Below are 15,578 nucleotides of genomic sequence, written 5' to 3'. Positions count from 1 at the left end.
TCACAAAATATCATCCTTCGGTAATTAAGAACATTTGATTCCAGGCCTTCACTTATAGCCGAGGTTCAGGTTATCAATTTGCAAGCAATCCGCATGACACTGCATGATAACCACAAGCGGCGACGTTTGCGGTAGTATATGGACCGACTGAAACTACATTAATTACTCCAACAGCAACGCATCCTCATCATCGGTAAGGTTAAGCTGAATAGTATCACTCCCCGCAATCCCTTCAATACTGCCGCGGATGTGAGCGGCACTTAGCAGCACTTTATCCAATTGCTTTTCGCGGGCTTTCCAGAGTTTTTCCATGGCATCGCGTTCGCGCTGAATGGATTGGCGCATGCTCATATATCCTTCACGAATAGCCTTCCATTGCTCCGAAAACTCGCTGCTGGTAAGGTAATCATACAACAGGTGCATTTTATCACCTTTATTATCCTGTGATTTGGCCAGGTTTGATAATTTCATCACCCCATCTCTTAAAATGTAGGATACTGCCTTCACCTCATCAAAACTACAAATCCAAACCCCGTCACGCTCGCCAAAACAATCCATGCCTTTTGGGTAGCATTGGGTTACAATAACGGCTACATCAACCCCCATGCTGCGCATGTCTTTTTAAGCTTCTCGATCCAGTCTGCCGAAAAAGCATTGGTACGCTTGCTTTCATAAATAATGCGGCCGCACTCCTGGCCAAACTGGTTACGCACGGTTTGTACGCAGTCGGCACCGCGTACGCCCTTACCTACTTCGCTTATGATATCGAACGGGAAATAATTGCGTAATAACTCTTCCAGTATCAACTCTTGGGCTTCGCCCTGCAGCTGCATAGAACCCTGCTCGGCTTTGCGCTTCATTTCATCAGCCAGTTTCTTCTGGTCGTCAAGCTGTTTTTCAAGCTCTTTTACCTTTAGCTGGTATTCGGTATCTTTTATGCTGTGGCGTTCTGCTTCCTGCTTGCGGATCTGATCGGTAAGTTCGTTCCGCTGCTCCTGCAGCTTGCGCTGCACTGCAAGCTCCATTTCCTCTTCCTTTTGATGCAGTTGTTTCTCGCGCTGCAAAAATTCCAGCTCTTTCTGGCGTGATAGTTTTAGTTTTTCCTCTGTTTCAGCGGCTGAATTTTTGAGAAGTACAAGCTGGTTTTCAAAATCCTGGCTTATGGTTTTACGCAGGTTGTCTTCAAGCGTTTGCTGCAATTGCTTTTTTCGTTGTTAAGCCTTTGTTCAAAGGCTGCCTGCTGCTGGCGCTCCTTATTTAAAAACTCCTCATCCTTTTTGCGGTATTCTTCTTCTTTTTGACGGGTATAATCCATCATTTTAACCCTGAGCTCTTTTTTATACTCCTCGGCCATTACCTCCTCTATCGGAAAACCGAAACCACAACTTGGGCACTTAACTTCTGTAGCCATATTATTTATATAAAAGCTGAGAGCTGAATGCACAAAGCTTTAAGCTAATAACTTGATTATTGATATTATTCAATTACTTAATAAAAGGAAAATATTTCCTGTAAATCAAAGATAGGGATTTTACTGTTTAGCACATGATATGGTAACCCATAAGGGGTATTAACATTATTGTAACAAAATGAAACTACAATGATAACAATCTGTTGTAATTGCCGTTTAAAATACCGAAGTTTATAACATGCAGATATTGAGAATTGGAAAGGTAATGTGGAGTCACGATTATGACCTGGCCACATTAGGGTTGGCAAATGACGGAGGAGCATTATTTGCATTTACCCCGCCACCACACCATTACAACGGCGAAATTATACTTACCCCTAAAAGCCTTGTACTTGACGGCGATAGCTATGAACATATCCCGCTTGATAGTCTTGAACAGTTATATTTAGGTTTTGACGAGCTTTACAAACGTTCGATGGTACGGAACAATGGTTTATTCTGGCAGCCGTTAAGATTACGCTACAGGCTAAAAGAAGAGCTTATCACCTTATATCTTATTGTTGATCATACCCTTTTTGGAGCTAAAAATCAATTGTGGTTTAATACCCTAAAACAACTGCTTTCCCGCAAGGCCTAAGCGGACTTTCTTTTTCCCTCGTTTTACCGGCGCTTCTTTCAAAGCTAAGCAGTTACTCAGCAAATTACCAATTCAGGTTGTAAAAATACCGTGTAACGGGTATTTTATAAAAAGAAACATAGTGGCATATTTACAGCGCATTAGTTGCGCTAAATACCATTATCACTTTTATGAAAAAACTTGGTTTCCTGAGGCTATTCTCCTGCTTACCCCTCATCGCCATCATCATTCCTGACATAACCGAAACGCTTATCAATCCGGAGTTTAAAGTACCCTTTACACATGTCATAGCAAGCGCGGCCCTTATTTCAATAATTAGCATTTGCACCTTAATAATCCGCTATCAAAAAAAGCAGGGATTAAAAATGCAATATCTGCCTTCCCAAGCATAGATCTTCCACTGCCTGTATCATAAAACAAGAAAACGGCGCGGGTTATCCGCGCCGTTCCTGTTAATATATTTTTGCAATTATTTGGCTTTGCCAAACTCACCATTTGCTTTAATAGCAACTTCGTCGCTTACCATAGCGTTGCCAAATTTTGAACCGAAGTTAAAATCAGAACGTTTGATGGTGCCGGTTAACTGGAAACCTGCATCATCAGCTTTGCTCATTGGGTTTTGGATAGTACCACGGTACCATAAATCAAATGAAGCCGGTTTGGTTACACCGTGTAAAGTTAAGTTACCGGTAAGTTTGTAGTGCTTATCAGATGTTTTGGTGATACCGGTGCTGGTAAAAGTAATAGTTGGGTAAGTAGCAACATCAAAAAAATCAGGGCTTGTGATGTGTTTATCGCGCTGATCATTATCTGTAGTTACTGAGGCTGTTTGTATGCTGATCTGAAATTTAGCGTCGCTGAAATCAGGTTTAGCGGCAGTGATGGTTGCATCATAGTTTTTAAAAATACCATCAACATCAGATACCATTAAGTGGGTTACTGTAAATTTAACGTTTGAGTGAGCTTTGTCTACAGTCCAGGTAGTTTGTGCTGATGCCGCCGTGTAGGTGAATGCTGCTGCTAACAGGATAAAAATCTTTTTCATTGTTTTAATTTCTTTTTTTGTTTTTGATTTATGGCTCAAAAGTATGTAAATGATCCGGACTTCAAATAAAATAAATGTTTAAACATGTTTTTATTGAAATCAGATGACAATATACTACCATTTTAGTAGAACTTACAAGAAAAACAAACTATTTCCGGGGAGATTTATACTTAGGTTTTTAAGGTTTTTTGTTTGTTACGGAGCATGATCAATGCCTTATCGGCCCTTACTTTACGGGTAGCCTCCTGCTTAGCCGAACCTACCCAATCACAATAACCTTGTTTATATGATTTGGACAGGCTTTCAAAAAACGCACGGGCGTCTGCATCGTTGTCAAGCAGAGCCTGCAGTTCGGCAGGTGTATCTTCAATATGTTCACCGGGTTTAAGCATGTTTTTTTATCTGGGTTTACTTCCCAATAAAGATAATATTAATTGGAATAAACACCGGGCTGAAAAACCATAATAACGGCAAGTAAAACTATTAAAAGAAATGAGATGGTTAAAAGCGTGTCGATAAGCAGCCTTTGGTTTTTTGATTCCATATTACTTTACTTAAACAGTAAAAGCTGCAGGTTAGCTTACGGTTGAGTTATTGTGAAAACGGCATCAGGCCGTAATTAGTATAGTGAAATTGCCCCAAAAGCATATGTAACGCAAATTTTATAAAACCTAAGGCAAAAAAATTGTTACCCAAAGCAATTGAGATTTTACTAAATTAAAGTAATCATGTGAGATAGCCCGGCGTACCAACCGGGCCATCTTTTTAAATACCTTGTAACCAATTACATCCCCCTTTTTATATCCCTTAACGCCGGTGAAACGGTTGCTCAAAAAAATCATCCACTTTTTTATTAAACTCATCGGTATGTTCAACCAATGTGCCATGACCCGAGTTGGGCAGGATCCATAAATACGCGTTCGGAATATTTTCGGCTATCTGAACAGTGTGCGTTGTTACTATAAGGTCATGGTCGCCGGCAATAATCAGCGACGGGCATTTAATAGCTTTCAATGCCGAAAGTTTAATATGGGGTTCTTTATAATCAAGCATAAACACCTTCCTATCGTTCTTTTCTTTGGCGGTGATAAAATGATAATCCTTTTTGGCGGCATATTCTTTTTCCATATCCTTCCATAAGGAAGGTATAAGGGCTGTAGAATCGGGCCAGAGGTTGGCACCGGTCGAGGCCAGTTTTATTACTTTGTTGGGATGGCGCATAGCCATCACCAGCGCGTTAATGCCGCCGTCGCTCCATCCTATCACATAAGCCGAATCGATATGCATTACATCGAGCAGGGCAGCAAAATCATCGGCCATCATTTCAAAAGTAAGTGAATCGCGCGGATCGGTGGACTTGCCATGTGCACGGCTGTCAACAGCTATTACCTTGTACTTCTTTGCAAAATAGGGTATATTTTTTTAAAAGCATTGATGCTGCTACTGTTGCCATGTATCATCAGCAGGGGTTTGCCTTTACCATAAACTTCGGCATACAACTTTATTCCCCTAATATCATAATATTTACCGGCAACGGCATTATCGCCATAAACTACGCCTTTTTGCTGACTGCAGGCCAAAAATGCCTGACATACCAATACAATTAACAACAGCTTTTTTAACATCATGATCACACCTGTTTAAGTCATTAAATATACATACATAATGCAAAGTTTAAACTTCTGTTACGGACCCGGGCTATTATTTTTTAGATAGTGCTGTAAATCAAACATGTATTATATTTGCGCACTTTAACAAATGCGCTTTTTAAACCATACGGTTAAAACAATATCATACCTATAATTATTTGTTATAGAATGAATGTTTATAAACCTGTATACATATATGTTCATGCCTGCTTCCTTTCCCAAAAAATATAAAATATTTATTTCGCTTTTTCCCTTACTATGCGTGATGTTCACCGCCAGGTGTTTCGGGCAACAGTCTGCAACAGCAAGCCCCAATCGTTTCAAATTTAAAACGGTTATTATCGATGCCGGACACGGAGGCAAAGATCCGGGATCGCACGGGACTTATTCAAAGGAAAAAAACGTTTCTTTAAGTATCGCCAAAAAGTTAAGGGATGCTATAAATGATGAAATGAGCGGCATTAAAGTAGTAATGACCCGCAGTACCGATGTTTTTATTGAGTTGCACAAACGTACCGATATCGCTAACGACAATCACGGCAACCTGTTCATTTCCATTCATTGTAATTCATCGCCCCAGCGAAAAGGATCATCGAGGGGAACATTGTTGCTTGTATACGGCTTTCACCGCAGCCAGGAGCAGCGTGAAGCCTTGCGTGAAAATGCTTCGATATTTATAGAAAAGGATTACAAAGAAAAATACAATGGCTATGGTGATGATGCTGCGGTAAATACTATTGTACTTAACGCGTTTCAGCAAAAATACCGCAAGCAAAGTATACAGTTTGGTGATTTGGTTGACAATCAGTTCCGTAAAACCAATGGAAGGCATAGTTTGGGCGTAAAGGAACAGGGTGTTTTGGTATTGGCACAAAGCGGTATGCCTGCCGTACTGGTTGAAACCGGGTTTATCAATAATCCATCTGATGAAGCATATCTGAACTCGACCAGCGGCCAAAACGAAATTGTACGATCAATCCTAACAGCGCTAAAGCAATACCGTAATAATTTGGAGGGAATTAACAGTAACCCACCTTACATCATCACCCTAATTAAACATTTATGCTTCGTTCTGATATTTATTTTATTGAATATTAGCACAACTATAAAAAATCCGTTATAACGAGTTTTTATAACTTATATTATCTATTTCAGCTCAAATTAAATTTATTTTATAAATATTATTAAAAGCCTTTCTCGGGCAAAATATCTTTTGTGTTTTTCCGTTTCAATAGCTCAACACACCAAAACGTTAACACAAATGAAAAAAATCCTAATCTTAATCCCCGTATTTTTATTGGCTTTTCAAATATCAAAAGCCCAAACCGAAAAAGGTTCACAAACATTAGGTATCGATCTGCAATTTATGTATCAGAAATCGACGCAAAACGCTTTTCAGTCGGTCCCCAACCCTTACGAATCTGAAGTTAAAAATACAAATTTCAGCATCGGTCCTAACTATAGTTATTTTATAGCAGATAAACTTGATATTGGAGTAAGTCTTAATTACGCCCACACCTCACAAAACGGTAAAAACAGTAATTATCCCAACAACGTAACTTCACATCAATATGGGGCTGCACTATTTCTGAGAAAATATTTTATGTTCGGCGATAAATTAGGGCTTCGCGCAGGACCGTATATCGGATACAGTCGCTACGATTTCAGATCAGCTGATACAAGTACTCCAACTAAAACTGACAGTTATGTAGCAGGAGCAACAATGGGTCTTGTTTATTACCCTACAAAAAAACTTGGCGTAGCCGCCACATTGGCCAATTTCTCTTACAATCACAGCAAGATCAAAGACGATTATAACAGCCAGATTGGAAGTACCAATAACGTTAATTTCAATATAATTAACAATGGCGTATTGCTCTCTGTATTTTATATATTTGGCGGTAAATAAACGCTAAATCACGGCAGGATGAAAAGATATAAACTTATCGTCCTGCCCTTATTTTATTTTACCCTGTGAATGATAAAGCCGTTACGAACAGTTTCCATACCTACTTTAGGATAATACTCCATAGCTGTTGCGGCCGAAAGCAATAAAAGCATAGTTTCATCGCCAATAGCTTCTTTAGTTAGTTCAATCAGCTTTTTGCCTATTCCTTCTTTTTGATAAGCTTTAGTAACCGCCAGGTCTGAAAGATAGCAGCTGTAACAAAAATCGGTTAGCGCGCGAGATATGCCTACCAGTTTATCACCATCCCAAGCGCTTACCACAAGGTTTGAGTTTTGGTACATCCTGGCAATCCGCTGCTCGTCATGGGTTGGGCGTTTCAGCCCGGCTGTATCATAAAGTTCTATCACTTGCCGGGCGGATGGTATTGTACCGGTTTTATAAGTTATTTCCATATTGTTATTGAGTTGTTTACAAGCTATTAATCAAATGTAAACAGCATCTGCGTTATCCCAATAAGCCAGGATTAAGAAAGCAGGTAGTCCAGCAAATATGAAAACGGGAAGCGGGCGGTAAGTTTTACAGCGTATCATTCAGACCGCTTTACCTAAGTGTTAGTTAATTACCATTTTTTAAAAATAACAAATACCGCCAGCACAATTAGTCCGAAACCTACTAAATGGTTCCAGCCCAGTTTTTCATTTTTGAAAAGCAGGGTTGTGAAAATCATAAATACCGTGAGCGTAATCGCTTCCTGAATGGTTTTTAATTCAACCAGGGTAAAGGGGCCGCCGTTTTCCTTAAAGCCTCCTTCGTTAGCAGGTACCTGGAACAGGTATTCAAAAATGCCAAGCCCCAGCTTATAAGTATAATGGCTATTAAGCTTAGGTTTTTGCCCCATTCGTACTCTTTAAACTTAAGGTGTCCATACCAGGCAAATGTCATAAAGGTGTTGGATATAAACAGAAATGTAACAGTGCGCAAGCCTTTCATCAATACAATTTTTTGTGTAAATATCAATAAATTGAGATTGATAACACCGGCGGCTGTAAATTGTTATGCTATTATTTATAACAATTTAAAATTTAAAAACCAGCTCGGCCCCAAGCGAAAGAGAATTCCAGTTTTGTTTTGCCGAAACATCGCCCAAAGTTAGTTTCTGGGAAAAAAATTATATTTTGATTCGATGCTGACCCCTAACTTAGGAGTTATCGGAAATATCACCCCTACTTTAGGAGCATAATATAATGATTGCGACCATTTATCATAAACAAATGGATCTACGCCGTCAATTTCATAACCTACAGCAAAATCAGTAAAATATACCCCTAAGTTCACACCGCCATATACCCGGAAGTTATCGGCTATATCAATATTATAAGCAGCACCACCATACGCGGCAATTACGGGCATATCCGCATAATACGTATTAGCAGTTGAGCCGGTGCCTTCAACTTCCTCTGAAATTAAATATTCATCGGGCTTAAAGTTCATGTACCCTACGCTCAGATTTGCGGTAAAAGGGCCTAAGAACCTGTAAACGCTGGCATTAAAACTATTGGCAGGCTTAAAGGTATAATTAAAATTGCCCTGCGGAATATCAACACCTGTACCTGCGGCTATGCCCCAGCCATCGCTAAAATTAACGGCGCCACTGCCTCCGCCACCATACGTTAACGCCCGGCTTGAATGATGCTGGGCCATAGCAGTATTAAAACAACAAAACAGTATAAATATTAAAAATATCTTAAAACAGATAGCTGATTTTTTCATGAGGAGTAAGTGCGCCTTACGGGGAGAAGTTAGATAATGGTGTTTAGGGTTCATTTACCCGTAAAAATAAAAAAATAAAGTTAACCCCGAACACTAAATTAATTTCATAACATGTAAAGCCACAAAAAAGCCCGGCCTAAATAAACCGGGCAACAGGGCTTTAAGGGTACTAAACAATATATTGGGTTTATAATGATTAATGTTAAAAACTACTGTAACTGGCCGAGGCCAGTAATTTATTATTGCAACTGTGAACCTGGCCTGTCGCCAAGTTTCCGGATATAGGCTATGCCCAATGTACAAGCAATTATAAAAAGAAATAAAAAGCATTCAATGTATATATGAAACGGCGAAATATCTTGAAAACGGCCAACTATAAAAGTAGAAATATCAGGCAGTAATAAGCCGAACAATGGAAAGCCGGCAAACATTCTTAAAATTGCTAATTTTTCCATAATATTTTAAGGTATCAGTTAATACGTCTAATTTAACACTTTAGAGAGTAATTAAAATAATATTTATTAAAAAGCAATAAATATTTTCGATATGGTTAATGTGAGTTTTTATAGATTTAAACAGCATCAGAGTTTATAATATTCCTCAATTGAGCGGCCTATTTCCTGCAGAGGGATTAGATGATCTCCAAAACGATGCTCGATAATTTCCCAGTAACCTTTTGTTAACCTGGTTATGGTGTAAAAAGCCGAGTAGTTTAATACACTGAAAGTGGTTTCATTAACAACCGAAGGTATGATTTTATAAGTCCGCTTATTAACTCTTAGTTTAAAAGGCTCCATGGGCAATCCGTTTACCCAAAAATATTGTGTAGTATACAGATATACAAGCGTGACGCACCCCGTATTTTAACCCATTTTACACTACGTATTTTCACCCTGAAAAAAGGGTTAAAAAGGCATTGCTTTTACCAATTCAAGTACATTTTGTTTTATCGCGGGATCGTTTTCAATAATCTGCACAAGCTCATTATCATCTGAAAAAGAAACTATTACAAAGTTTCTATCCTGGTTCCAGAAACTACCGCTTATAACAACTTTGCCATTGCTTTTAAGATCATCGTAATAACCATTTCTATCAACTAAACATTGTTCGTTATCCGCAAGGCTGTCAATCTCTTGAAAAAAAGCATCACGTGATGCGGATCTTTATAGGCTGATGCATGTACCATAAGTTGATTATTTAATTTAATACTTAATTATTACACTCATTAAGCTAAACAGGTAACTTCCGTTAATATATTACCCGGAGCATTAAAATAAAACCCATAACCGCCACGCAAAGGCGCAGGGGCTTGCGTTACAGCTACTCCCCCTTTTACCAGCCGGTCATAAACTTCGGCAACCTGTTCATGACTGTCAACCAAAAAACCGATATGAAAAGCATCGGGGTAACTGTTATTGCCATTCCGGTTAAAGGTATCAGCCATAAGCACCAGGATAAAACCATCCTTGCCTTCCATTACGGCCAGCATATTATTACCTTTTACGCCAGTACATTTAAAATTAAAATATTGCTCAAAAAATTCAGAGCAGGCGGCAACATCGGTCACCGGCAAATTAACATGATTAAGTTTAATAGTGGTTGCTGACATACTGATCAAGGCTTTAATGCTTTTAATACCAGACCCAATGCTTGCTCCATCAGTTTATCATCCAATTTAAAACTGCTGTTCACATAGCTGTTGCCCTGGTTATGAAATTTGATAAGCTGATAAAGAGGCGCATATGCTACCGCCCAATAAACCTCAAAAGGCAGTGGTATCAGTTGCTGCTTTTTTCGGCATTACGCATAAATGCTCCCAGTACCTGCCCAAAATTAACGGTAAGCATGGCGGTTACCTTTTCATAAAAATGGGTATAGCGCATAATTTCAATAAACTCCATATCTAACGGACATTGCATGAAATACTCAAGACGGTTGCGCCATTGTACCCTCAGCCCATCTGCAAAATCCATATCAGGCGAAAAATTTTGAAGACTAAAAGTCATCATCTTTTCAGCTACGCCAACGCAAATACTGCTTATTAATTCTTCTTTATCTTTATAATAAATATAGATAGTAGCGGGTGATACCCCTGCCGACCGCGCAAGCTTGTTCACTCCAAAACCGTCAAGGCCTTCAGCCACTATCAATTCTATCGCCTTCTGGCGTATTTTGTATTCTTTATGTTCGTCGCGTGGCCTCATTTCAACGCAAAAATAAGTGAGCATTCGCTTATTTAAAAATTTATTTTTATTCATTTTGGATATGGGCTAAAAACCTATATCACCCTAAAAAAATCTATAAAAAAACACGGAAGTTAAAACAATAACCGCAATGTAATGTTCTATCAACACTTAATTAACTAAAAATTGCAGAGGCTTTTTGTAAACGATGCCTTCGAAATTGTTAGCCGGCTGATTTTGAGGGTTTCAATGGAATGAATGCAATTTTATTTAAATTACAAAGAAATAATACGTACCTTAGCATTGTCATACTAAATGTTAATAATTATGGAAAAATTAATAATATTAAGAATGTTCTTTTGCTTCCCCCTTGTTGGTCTATTGGTTCCGGATGCAGGTATTTTGTTGTCAAACTTCCCTGGCAAGGTTCCGGTAATTCACGTTGTAATTGAGGTAGCATTATTGGTGTGCATTGCGCTTTGTACAGCCGCGATAGCATATGGAAAAAAACGGAATCAGGACAGGACAAACGAAGCTTCTTTTTCCTGATCATTGATAAAAAAATAAAGGAATATTCCTGCCCGGTTGTAATTAAACTCTTTAAAATTGGGGCTTTTACGCCCCAATTTTATCCCCAATGCCCATTACCCCCCACTCTTTTCTTATCAGTTATAAGATATTTCATTATGGTATAAGTTTTGCCATAGTCAATAACAGTTTTTTATTGATATTTGATAAACCGCTGCCGTGTTCATGAAAAAAATTCTATTTCTGCTTTTTTTGCCGCTATGTTCACTTGCCCAAACAGCAAGTAAATATATCCAGGAGGGAAACTCAAAAGCCAATGTAAGGAATTACAAAGATGCCATACAAGATTTTACACGTGCTATAGAATTAAACGACAAAAACGCAGACGTTTTTTATTACAGGGCCAATGCATATGGCAACCTCAAAGACTATAAAGCAGCTATTAATGATTATGCTCAGGCCATTGTCCTAAAAGCCGATTTAACCAACGCCTACCTTTATAAAGCCAATGCAGAGGCTGCCATACAAGATTATCAGGCCGCCATTATTGATTTTGACCGCGCGATAGCGTTAGGACCTAAAACTGCAGACATGTTTCACTACAGGGGCAATGCCAAAAGTAATATGAGCGATTATACCGGCGCTATTGCCGATTTTACCACAGCACTTCAATTTACACCAAATAACGCCGATCTTTACAAGTACCGGGGCCTGGCCAAAAACAATAACAACGATTTTACCGGAGCCATTGCTGATTATAATATGGCTGTTAAACTAAGCCCTAACAGCGCCGAAATCTATCAATACATGGCAGGCAGCAAGGCCAGCATAAACGATTATAATGGCGCTATTGCTGATTATACCAAAACACTATCGCTTAATCCCGATAACGCTGAAGCTTATTTTTACCGGGCAAATACCAGGGCAAAACTAAATGATTTTAAAGGTGCGGTTGATGATTATAAAAAAGCGGCTGCTATCAACCCCAACCTTAAAAACCTTTTGCTTTACATGGCCAATGCCCAAAGCAGCCTGGGCGATTCAAATGGCGCTCTTGATTATTTCAACAAGGCAATTGCTCAATTCCCCCGGAATGCAAATCTGTACCTATATCGTGGAATTATTAAGAGCGACAAAAAAGATAATAATGCCGCGTTGGAAGATTTTAACAAAGCTATTGCCCTTGAACCCAAAAACGGCGATGCATACCAAAGCCGTTCATTTTCAAAGCTGGCATTAGGCAATTACGAAGGCGCCAGGGCTGATGCCGATTCGGCAATTAAAATAAACCCTAACAGCATAAGTGCTTACGTAACCTTAAGCAAAGCTAAAATGGCCATGAAGGATACCGCGGGAGTGATTACCGATTTAACAAAAGCAATCAACCTGAACAGTAAAAGCGATGAAGCTTACCTGTCGCGCGGCGATGCTTATCGCGATTTAGGAGTTCCCTTAGCTGCTATTAACGACTATACCAAGGCGATTGCTATAAACCCGGTTTATACTTATGCCTTTTTAAACCGGGCCATTGAAAAAACCAAACTGGGCGATTATGCCGCAGCTGTAACTGACCTCGAAAAACTGATCAGTATTGCCCCGCAACAACAAAATGGTTATTCACGATTGGGTAAAATCAATAATTTTTTTAAATACACTAACAATGGCGTACAAATATTTAACAAGGCTATAGCACTTAACCCTGCAAATGCTGATTTTTACCTTTATCGGGGTGAAGCAAAAGCCGCCACCGGCGATGCCAAAGGGGCCATGGCCGATTATAATACCGGTGTACTAAAAGCCCCTAAAAATATAACGCTATTATTGAAGCGGGGCCTGGCCAAAGCAGACGCTGAAGACAACAACGGAGCTATAGCCGATTTGAGCAACGCACTAAAAATTGACTCACTATCAGATTCAACCGCTTTAGTATGGCAAGCGCGGGGCTTTGTAAAAGCCAAACTTAAAAACTATAAAGGCGCCCTGGCTGATCTCGACCGTGCTGTGTCAATTTACTCAAACGACGAGAACCTTTTTAATCAGGGGCGATACTAAAATGGCTATGAAGGATTATGCCGGCGCTGCCGATGATTATCATAATGCCATTTATATGAACGATACCAATGTAAAAGCTTACTCGCATAGCGGTATTGCTAAAAGTAGTCTCGGGGACGCCCAGGGAGTGAAAGAAGATTTTGCAGCCGTGTTTAAACTTGCCCCTAACAATCCTGATCTATATATTGACAGGGCTGCCGCCAAAATAAATTTAAAAGATCTGAACGGAGCAATTTTAGACTGTAATACCGCTATAAGCCTTGACGCGAAAAATGGCCGTGCTTATCTACAAAGGGGGCTTGCAAAAATAGCACTTGATGATAAAACCGGCGGCTGCGCCGATATGAATAAAGCTTTAAGTATGGGCGCAAAAGAAGCATCTGATTTCATTATAAAATATTGCAAATAACAATAACTTTTTATTTACAATACTCGTATAATAAGTAACTATTAACTGATCTATAAATAACAACCAAGCCCCGAAAGGGGCTTTTACATTTACGCGGACTTGGAGTGGCTATACCGCCTTCTTATCTTCTATATGTAATTGCGCGCGTAGCTCTTTCAATTCCATTTCGTAGGCGCGCATACGGGCCTGTAAAATATCAACCTCGGTACGCATCATTTGTATTTCGGTAATAAGCTTGGCCGATTCGGGTTTGTTGATTATTTTTTCGCCTGTACCAAGAATAAGCCATTCGGGCGAGTATTTAAGCTGGAAACAGAGTTTGCGGATAAGATAATAGCTAATATCCTGCTTTTTGTTGATCACCTTGCTAATGAAACCCTGATCAACACCAATGGCCCCGGCAAGCCCCAGCTGGCCGCCGTGCTCTTTAACAACTACCTTTAACCGTTTTATAATCGCTTCGTCAGACATAAGTGACTGCAATAATAATCATTTTGTTTATCCATGCAATATATAATTGCTTTATTGAACAAGCACCCAAAACAAAAAAGGTCAAATGCCCCAACAGCAGATGACCTTAAAGTAAAACTAACCAACAAAAACTATATATGACAATAAAATAAACTCAGGTTAAACCATAAATTATTTATTTCCTAAATTTTCAAGCAGCTCGCCAAGCTTATCATTATAAACCGGCAAACTGATCTTTCCTGCATGGTACTCATCTGCTATCTGTTGCAGGTTTGCATCTATTTTTTGCTTCGCATCGTTACGAATATTCGTATGACAGGTATCAGCACTGAGCCCGGCATTAATTTTACTTATTTTTTGATCCATGCATCGTTTCATCAGTAACGGCTGCACATCATTCGCGTTTTTCAGCAATAAGTTAACCCTGCTGCGTTGTTGCTTATCAAACTGTAAAATAACAAATACCAGTCCGAGCCCCGCTATCATAAACAAATAAAAATAATCCATATAAAGCTCTGATATTAAACATTCATTATACATTTTAATACGAAGCCAATAAAATAAGGTTGCATAATATTTAAAACTTTTTTCGAATATTTTTCTAACACAAAAATCCCCGCGCACAAATTTTAAAATATGTATAAAAAGCCGACCTTTACATTCACAATCTCTTAACAAAAGAAATACATAAAATTGCGATCATTATGAAACCGGGCGATAAGGTAATTTGTATAAATGACAAAATAGATCCTGAAAAGATGGCTGAAATACGGCAGGACTTTGAGATTTGGATCACCAAAGATAAGGAATACACCATACGCGAAATACTTGATAACAATGGTATTGTAACCGGCCTGTTGTTGGAAGAAGTACACAATTTCCCCAAATTTTTTAAACTGATAAACCGCTTCCAGGAACCTGCTTTTGCCCAGTGGCGTTTCCGCAAACTAAACTACGCAAGTCCGGAAGCCGAAGCTGTTAGCGAAGATTTGGAGCTGGTTGAGCATATTGAAAAAGAACAACAGCTGGTAAAAGTAAAATAGCGTCGGGACCTGCATCCCGGCCCTCCTTCAGGCAACAATGATCGCTTTGTTAAAATAAGTTAAACATTTGCTGCAACCTATTCATAAACGGATATTTATATAGCGAACCTGCTGCATATAATTATCTGTCTGTATGAAAAAGTTACCCGCATTGTTTTCACTGGCAACCTCAATTGGATTGTGGTATGCCTGTACCCAGCACCCGCAAAACAAAAACGCTATTGATAAGTCTGCCGTAAAAATCAGCAACCATGGCGTTAACATTGCCTATACAGATACAGGCAAAGGTGATACCACATTGCTTTTTGTACATGGACGACGCATTAACAAAAGTTACTTTAACAATCAGGTAAAATACCTTGGTAATAAATACCGGGTTATTACGATTGATTTGCCTGGTTATGGCCAATCAGGTAAAAGCCACAACTAATAGACGGTGAATGATCTCAAGCCTGTAAAACGGTATTTAAA

Annotated in this window: 22 protein-coding genes and 2 pseudogenes; 8 read left to right on the top strand and 16 right to left on the bottom strand. The window is 39.1% G+C overall.

The window, feature by feature from the left end; genetic code table 11:
- Positions 1-162: 162 nt before the first annotated feature.
- Both ACRQ5D_RS18120 and ACRQ5D_RS18115 read right to left on the bottom strand, forming a co-directional pair.
- Positions 163-860, bottom strand: a pseudogene (locus ACRQ5D_RS18120) (DUF2130 domain-containing protein).
- Positions 861-1,159: 299 nt separating this feature from the next.
- Positions 1,160-1,411 (bottom strand): hypothetical protein, encoded by a 252-nt coding sequence (locus ACRQ5D_RS18115; protein ID WP_432326145.1) that lies wholly within the window; start codon positions 1,409-1,411, stop codon positions 1,160-1,162.
- A gap of 238 nt (positions 1,412-1,649) precedes the next feature.
- Between ACRQ5D_RS18115 and ACRQ5D_RS18110 the strand changes: the two genes are divergently transcribed.
- Complete coding sequence (locus ACRQ5D_RS18110) at positions 1,650-2,048, top strand: hypothetical protein (protein WP_129568859.1); 399 nt, start codon at positions 1,650-1,652, stop codon at positions 2,046-2,048.
- Between the two features lie 469 nt (positions 2,049-2,517).
- On the opposite strand, the gene ACRQ5D_RS18105 is transcribed toward ACRQ5D_RS18110, so the two are convergent.
- From ACRQ5D_RS18105 to ACRQ5D_RS18090, 4 genes are all read right to left on the bottom strand, one after another.
- Positions 2,518-3,093: a YceI family protein gene (locus ACRQ5D_RS18105; protein ID WP_090523809.1), complete on the bottom strand. Its 576-nt coding sequence runs from the start codon at positions 3,091-3,093 to the stop codon at positions 2,518-2,520.
- 170 nt (positions 3,094-3,263) lie between these two features.
- Positions 3,264-3,485 (bottom strand): YdeI/OmpD-associated family protein, encoded by a 222-nt coding sequence (locus tag ACRQ5D_RS18100; protein ID WP_091163259.1) that lies wholly within the window; start codon positions 3,483-3,485, stop codon positions 3,264-3,266.
- Between the two features lie 415 nt (positions 3,486-3,900).
- Positions 3,901-4,479, bottom strand: coding sequence for an alpha/beta fold hydrolase (locus tag ACRQ5D_RS18095; RefSeq protein ID WP_431200816.1), 579 nt, complete (start codon positions 4,477-4,479; stop codon positions 3,901-3,903).
- Positions 4,479-4,721, bottom strand: a complete 243-nt coding sequence (locus ACRQ5D_RS18090; RefSeq protein ID WP_431200128.1) for an alpha/beta fold hydrolase — start codon at positions 4,719-4,721, stop codon at positions 4,479-4,481. Before ACRQ5D_RS18090 ends, ACRQ5D_RS18095 begins: the two co-directional genes overlap by 1 nt.
- 223 nt (positions 4,722-4,944) lie before the next feature.
- On the opposite strand from ACRQ5D_RS18090, the gene ACRQ5D_RS18085 reads away from it, so the two are divergent.
- Together ACRQ5D_RS18085 and ACRQ5D_RS18080 are read left to right on the top strand one after the other, a co-directional pair.
- Complete coding sequence (locus ACRQ5D_RS18085; protein ID WP_432326142.1) at positions 4,945-5,865, top strand: N-acetylmuramoyl-L-alanine amidase family protein; 921 nt, start codon at positions 4,945-4,947, stop codon at positions 5,863-5,865.
- Between the two features lie 138 nt (positions 5,866-6,003).
- Complete coding sequence (locus tag ACRQ5D_RS18080; protein WP_091163256.1) at positions 6,004-6,651, top strand: outer membrane beta-barrel protein; 648 nt, start codon at positions 6,004-6,006, stop codon at positions 6,649-6,651.
- Positions 6,652-6,704: 53 nt separating this feature from the next.
- Here the strand turns inward: ACRQ5D_RS18080 and ACRQ5D_RS18075 are convergent, their stop codons facing one another.
- The 8 genes and pseudogenes from ACRQ5D_RS18075 to ACRQ5D_RS18040 form a co-directional block, all read right to left on the bottom strand.
- A complete protein-coding gene (locus ACRQ5D_RS18075) occupies positions 6,705-7,103 on the bottom strand; it encodes a GNAT family N-acetyltransferase (protein ID WP_091163255.1) in 399 nt (132 codons plus the stop codon).
- Positions 7,104-7,270: 167 nt separating this feature from the next.
- Positions 7,271-7,593, bottom strand: a pseudogene (locus tag ACRQ5D_RS18070) (DMT family protein).
- A gap of 207 nt (positions 7,594-7,800) precedes the next feature.
- Entirely contained in the window at positions 7,801-8,352 is a 552-nt protein-coding gene (locus ACRQ5D_RS18065; RefSeq protein WP_431200127.1) for a hypothetical protein, read from the bottom strand.
- Positions 8,353-8,660: 308 nt separating this feature from the next.
- Positions 8,661-8,876 (bottom strand): hypothetical protein, encoded by a 216-nt coding sequence (locus tag ACRQ5D_RS18060; protein ID WP_090523794.1) that lies wholly within the window; start codon positions 8,874-8,876, stop codon positions 8,661-8,663.
- 126 nt (positions 8,877-9,002) lie between these two features.
- Positions 9,003-9,218 carry a hypothetical protein gene (locus ACRQ5D_RS18055; RefSeq protein ID WP_091163252.1) on the bottom strand — a complete coding sequence of 72 codons (216 nt, stop codon included), beginning with the start codon at positions 9,216-9,218 and terminating at the stop codon, positions 9,003-9,005.
- 108 nt (positions 9,219-9,326) lie between these two features.
- Positions 9,327-9,551 carry a YciI family protein gene (locus ACRQ5D_RS18050; RefSeq protein ID WP_431200814.1) on the bottom strand — a complete coding sequence of 75 codons (225 nt, stop codon included), beginning with the start codon at positions 9,549-9,551 and terminating at the stop codon, positions 9,327-9,329.
- Between the two features lie 95 nt (positions 9,552-9,646).
- Positions 9,647-10,030, bottom strand: coding sequence for a VOC family protein (locus tag ACRQ5D_RS18045; protein ID WP_229701616.1), 384 nt, complete (start codon positions 10,028-10,030; stop codon positions 9,647-9,649).
- 169 nt (positions 10,031-10,199) lie between these two features.
- A complete protein-coding gene (locus tag ACRQ5D_RS18040) occupies positions 10,200-10,679 on the bottom strand; it encodes a TetR/AcrR family transcriptional regulator (protein ID WP_432326140.1) in 480 nt (159 codons plus the stop codon).
- Between the two features lie 252 nt (positions 10,680-10,931).
- Here ACRQ5D_RS18040 and ACRQ5D_RS18035 point away from each other — a divergent pair, with 252 nt between their 5' ends.
- From ACRQ5D_RS18035 to ACRQ5D_RS18025, 3 genes are all read left to right on the top strand, one after another.
- Complete coding sequence (locus ACRQ5D_RS18035) at positions 10,932-11,153, top strand: hypothetical protein (protein ID WP_129568850.1); 222 nt, start codon at positions 10,932-10,934, stop codon at positions 11,151-11,153.
- 204 nt (positions 11,154-11,357) lie between these two features.
- Positions 11,358-13,184, top strand: coding sequence for a tetratricopeptide repeat protein (locus ACRQ5D_RS18030; RefSeq protein WP_432326138.1), 1,827 nt, complete (start codon positions 11,358-11,360; stop codon positions 13,182-13,184).
- Positions 13,185-13,191: 7 nt separating this feature from the next.
- Positions 13,192-13,593 carry a tetratricopeptide repeat protein gene (locus ACRQ5D_RS18025; RefSeq protein ID WP_432326136.1) on the top strand — a complete coding sequence of 134 codons (402 nt, stop codon included), beginning with the start codon at positions 13,192-13,194 and terminating at the stop codon, positions 13,591-13,593.
- A gap of 108 nt (positions 13,594-13,701) precedes the next feature.
- On the opposite strand, the gene ACRQ5D_RS18020 is transcribed toward ACRQ5D_RS18025, so the two are convergent.
- The gene (locus ACRQ5D_RS18020; protein ID WP_091163248.1) at positions 13,702-14,064 is read right to left on the bottom strand and encodes a helix-turn-helix transcriptional regulator; all 363 of its coding nucleotides are present in this window, start codon (positions 14,062-14,064) and stop codon (positions 13,702-13,704) included.
- A gap of 171 nt (positions 14,065-14,235) precedes the next feature.
- Positions 14,236-14,571: a hypothetical protein gene (locus tag ACRQ5D_RS18015; RefSeq protein WP_143020700.1), complete on the bottom strand. Its 336-nt coding sequence runs from the start codon at positions 14,569-14,571 to the stop codon at positions 14,236-14,238.
- Between the two features lie 197 nt (positions 14,572-14,768).
- Between ACRQ5D_RS18015 and ACRQ5D_RS18010 the strand changes: the two genes are divergently transcribed.
- Positions 14,769-15,107, top strand: a complete 339-nt coding sequence (locus ACRQ5D_RS18010) for a hypothetical protein (protein ID WP_091163246.1) — start codon at positions 14,769-14,771, stop codon at positions 15,105-15,107.
- Positions 15,108-15,240: 133 nt separating this feature from the next.
- Complete coding sequence (locus tag ACRQ5D_RS18005; RefSeq protein ID WP_091163245.1) at positions 15,241-15,537, top strand: alpha/beta fold hydrolase; 297 nt, start codon at positions 15,241-15,243, stop codon at positions 15,535-15,537.
- Positions 15,538-15,578 lie beyond the last annotated feature (41 nt).

The organism is Mucilaginibacter sp. P25 (assembly GCF_050859465.1).
Classification (GTDB): domain Bacteria; phylum Bacteroidota; class Bacteroidia; order Sphingobacteriales; family Sphingobacteriaceae; genus Mucilaginibacter; species Mucilaginibacter gossypii.
The sequence above is the reverse complement of the archived record's forward strand: the minus strand, read 5'-3'. Positions and strand labels throughout refer to the sequence as shown.

Bases quoted from the DNA above. Each gene is read 5' to 3' on its own strand.
- ACRQ5D_RS18115 (WP_432326145.1), bottom strand. From the start codon at position 1,411: ATGGCTACAGAAGTTAAGTGCCCAAGTTGTGGTTTCGGTTTTCCGATA.
- ACRQ5D_RS18110 (WP_129568859.1), top strand. From the start codon at position 1,650: ATGCAGATATTGAGAATTGGAAAGGTAATGTGGAGTCACGATTATGAC.
- ACRQ5D_RS18105 (WP_090523809.1), bottom strand. From the start codon at position 3,093: ATGAAAAAGATTTTTATCCTGTTAGCAGCAGCATTCACCTACACGGCG.
- ACRQ5D_RS18100 (WP_091163259.1), bottom strand. From the start codon at position 3,485: ATGCTTAAACCCGGTGAACATATTGAAGATACACCTGCCGAACTGCAG.
- ACRQ5D_RS18090 (WP_431200128.1), bottom strand. From the start codon at position 4,721: ATGATGTTAAAAAAGCTGTTGTTAATTGTATTGGTATGTCAGGCATTT.
- ACRQ5D_RS18085 (WP_432326142.1), top strand. From the start codon at position 4,945: ATGCCTGCTTCCTTTCCCAAAAAATATAAAATATTTATTTCGCTTTTT.
- ACRQ5D_RS18080 (WP_091163256.1), top strand. From the start codon at position 6,004: ATGAAAAAAATCCTAATCTTAATCCCCGTATTTTTATTGGCTTTTCAA.
- ACRQ5D_RS18075 (WP_091163255.1), bottom strand. From the start codon at position 7,103: ATGGAAATAACTTATAAAACCGGTACAATACCATCCGCCCGGCAAGTG.
- ACRQ5D_RS18065 (WP_431200127.1), bottom strand. From the start codon at position 8,352: ATGGCCCAGCATCATTCAAGCCGGGCGTTAACGTATGGTGGCGGAGGC.
- ACRQ5D_RS18060 (WP_090523794.1), bottom strand. From the start codon at position 8,876: ATGGAAAAATTAGCAATTTTAAGAATGTTTGCCGGCTTTCCATTGTTC.
- ACRQ5D_RS18055 (WP_091163252.1), bottom strand. From the start codon at position 9,218: ATGGAGCCTTTTAAACTAAGAGTTAATAAGCGGACTTATAAAATCATA.
- ACRQ5D_RS18045 (WP_229701616.1), bottom strand. From the start codon at position 10,030: ATGTCAGCAACCACTATTAAACTTAATCATGTTAATTTGCCGGTGACC.
- ACRQ5D_RS18040 (WP_432326140.1), bottom strand. From the start codon at position 10,679: ATGAATAAAAATAAATTTTTAAATAAGCGAATGCTCACTTATTTTTGC.
- ACRQ5D_RS18035 (WP_129568850.1), top strand. From the start codon at position 10,932: ATGGAAAAATTAATAATATTAAGAATGTTCTTTTGCTTCCCCCTTGTT.
- ACRQ5D_RS18030 (WP_432326138.1), top strand. From the start codon at position 11,358: ATGAAAAAAATTCTATTTCTGCTTTTTTTGCCGCTATGTTCACTTGCC.
- ACRQ5D_RS18025 (WP_432326136.1), top strand. From the start codon at position 13,192: ATGAAGGATTATGCCGGCGCTGCCGATGATTATCATAATGCCATTTAT.
- ACRQ5D_RS18020 (WP_091163248.1), bottom strand. From the start codon at position 14,064: ATGTCTGACGAAGCGATTATAAAACGGTTAAAGGTAGTTGTTAAAGAG.
- ACRQ5D_RS18015 (WP_143020700.1), bottom strand. From the start codon at position 14,571: ATGGATTATTTTTATTTGTTTATGATAGCGGGGCTCGGACTGGTATTT.
- ACRQ5D_RS18010 (WP_091163246.1), top strand. From the start codon at position 14,769: ATGAAACCGGGCGATAAGGTAATTTGTATAAATGACAAAATAGATCCT.
- ACRQ5D_RS18005 (WP_091163245.1), top strand. From the start codon at position 15,241: ATGAAAAAGTTACCCGCATTGTTTTCACTGGCAACCTCAATTGGATTG.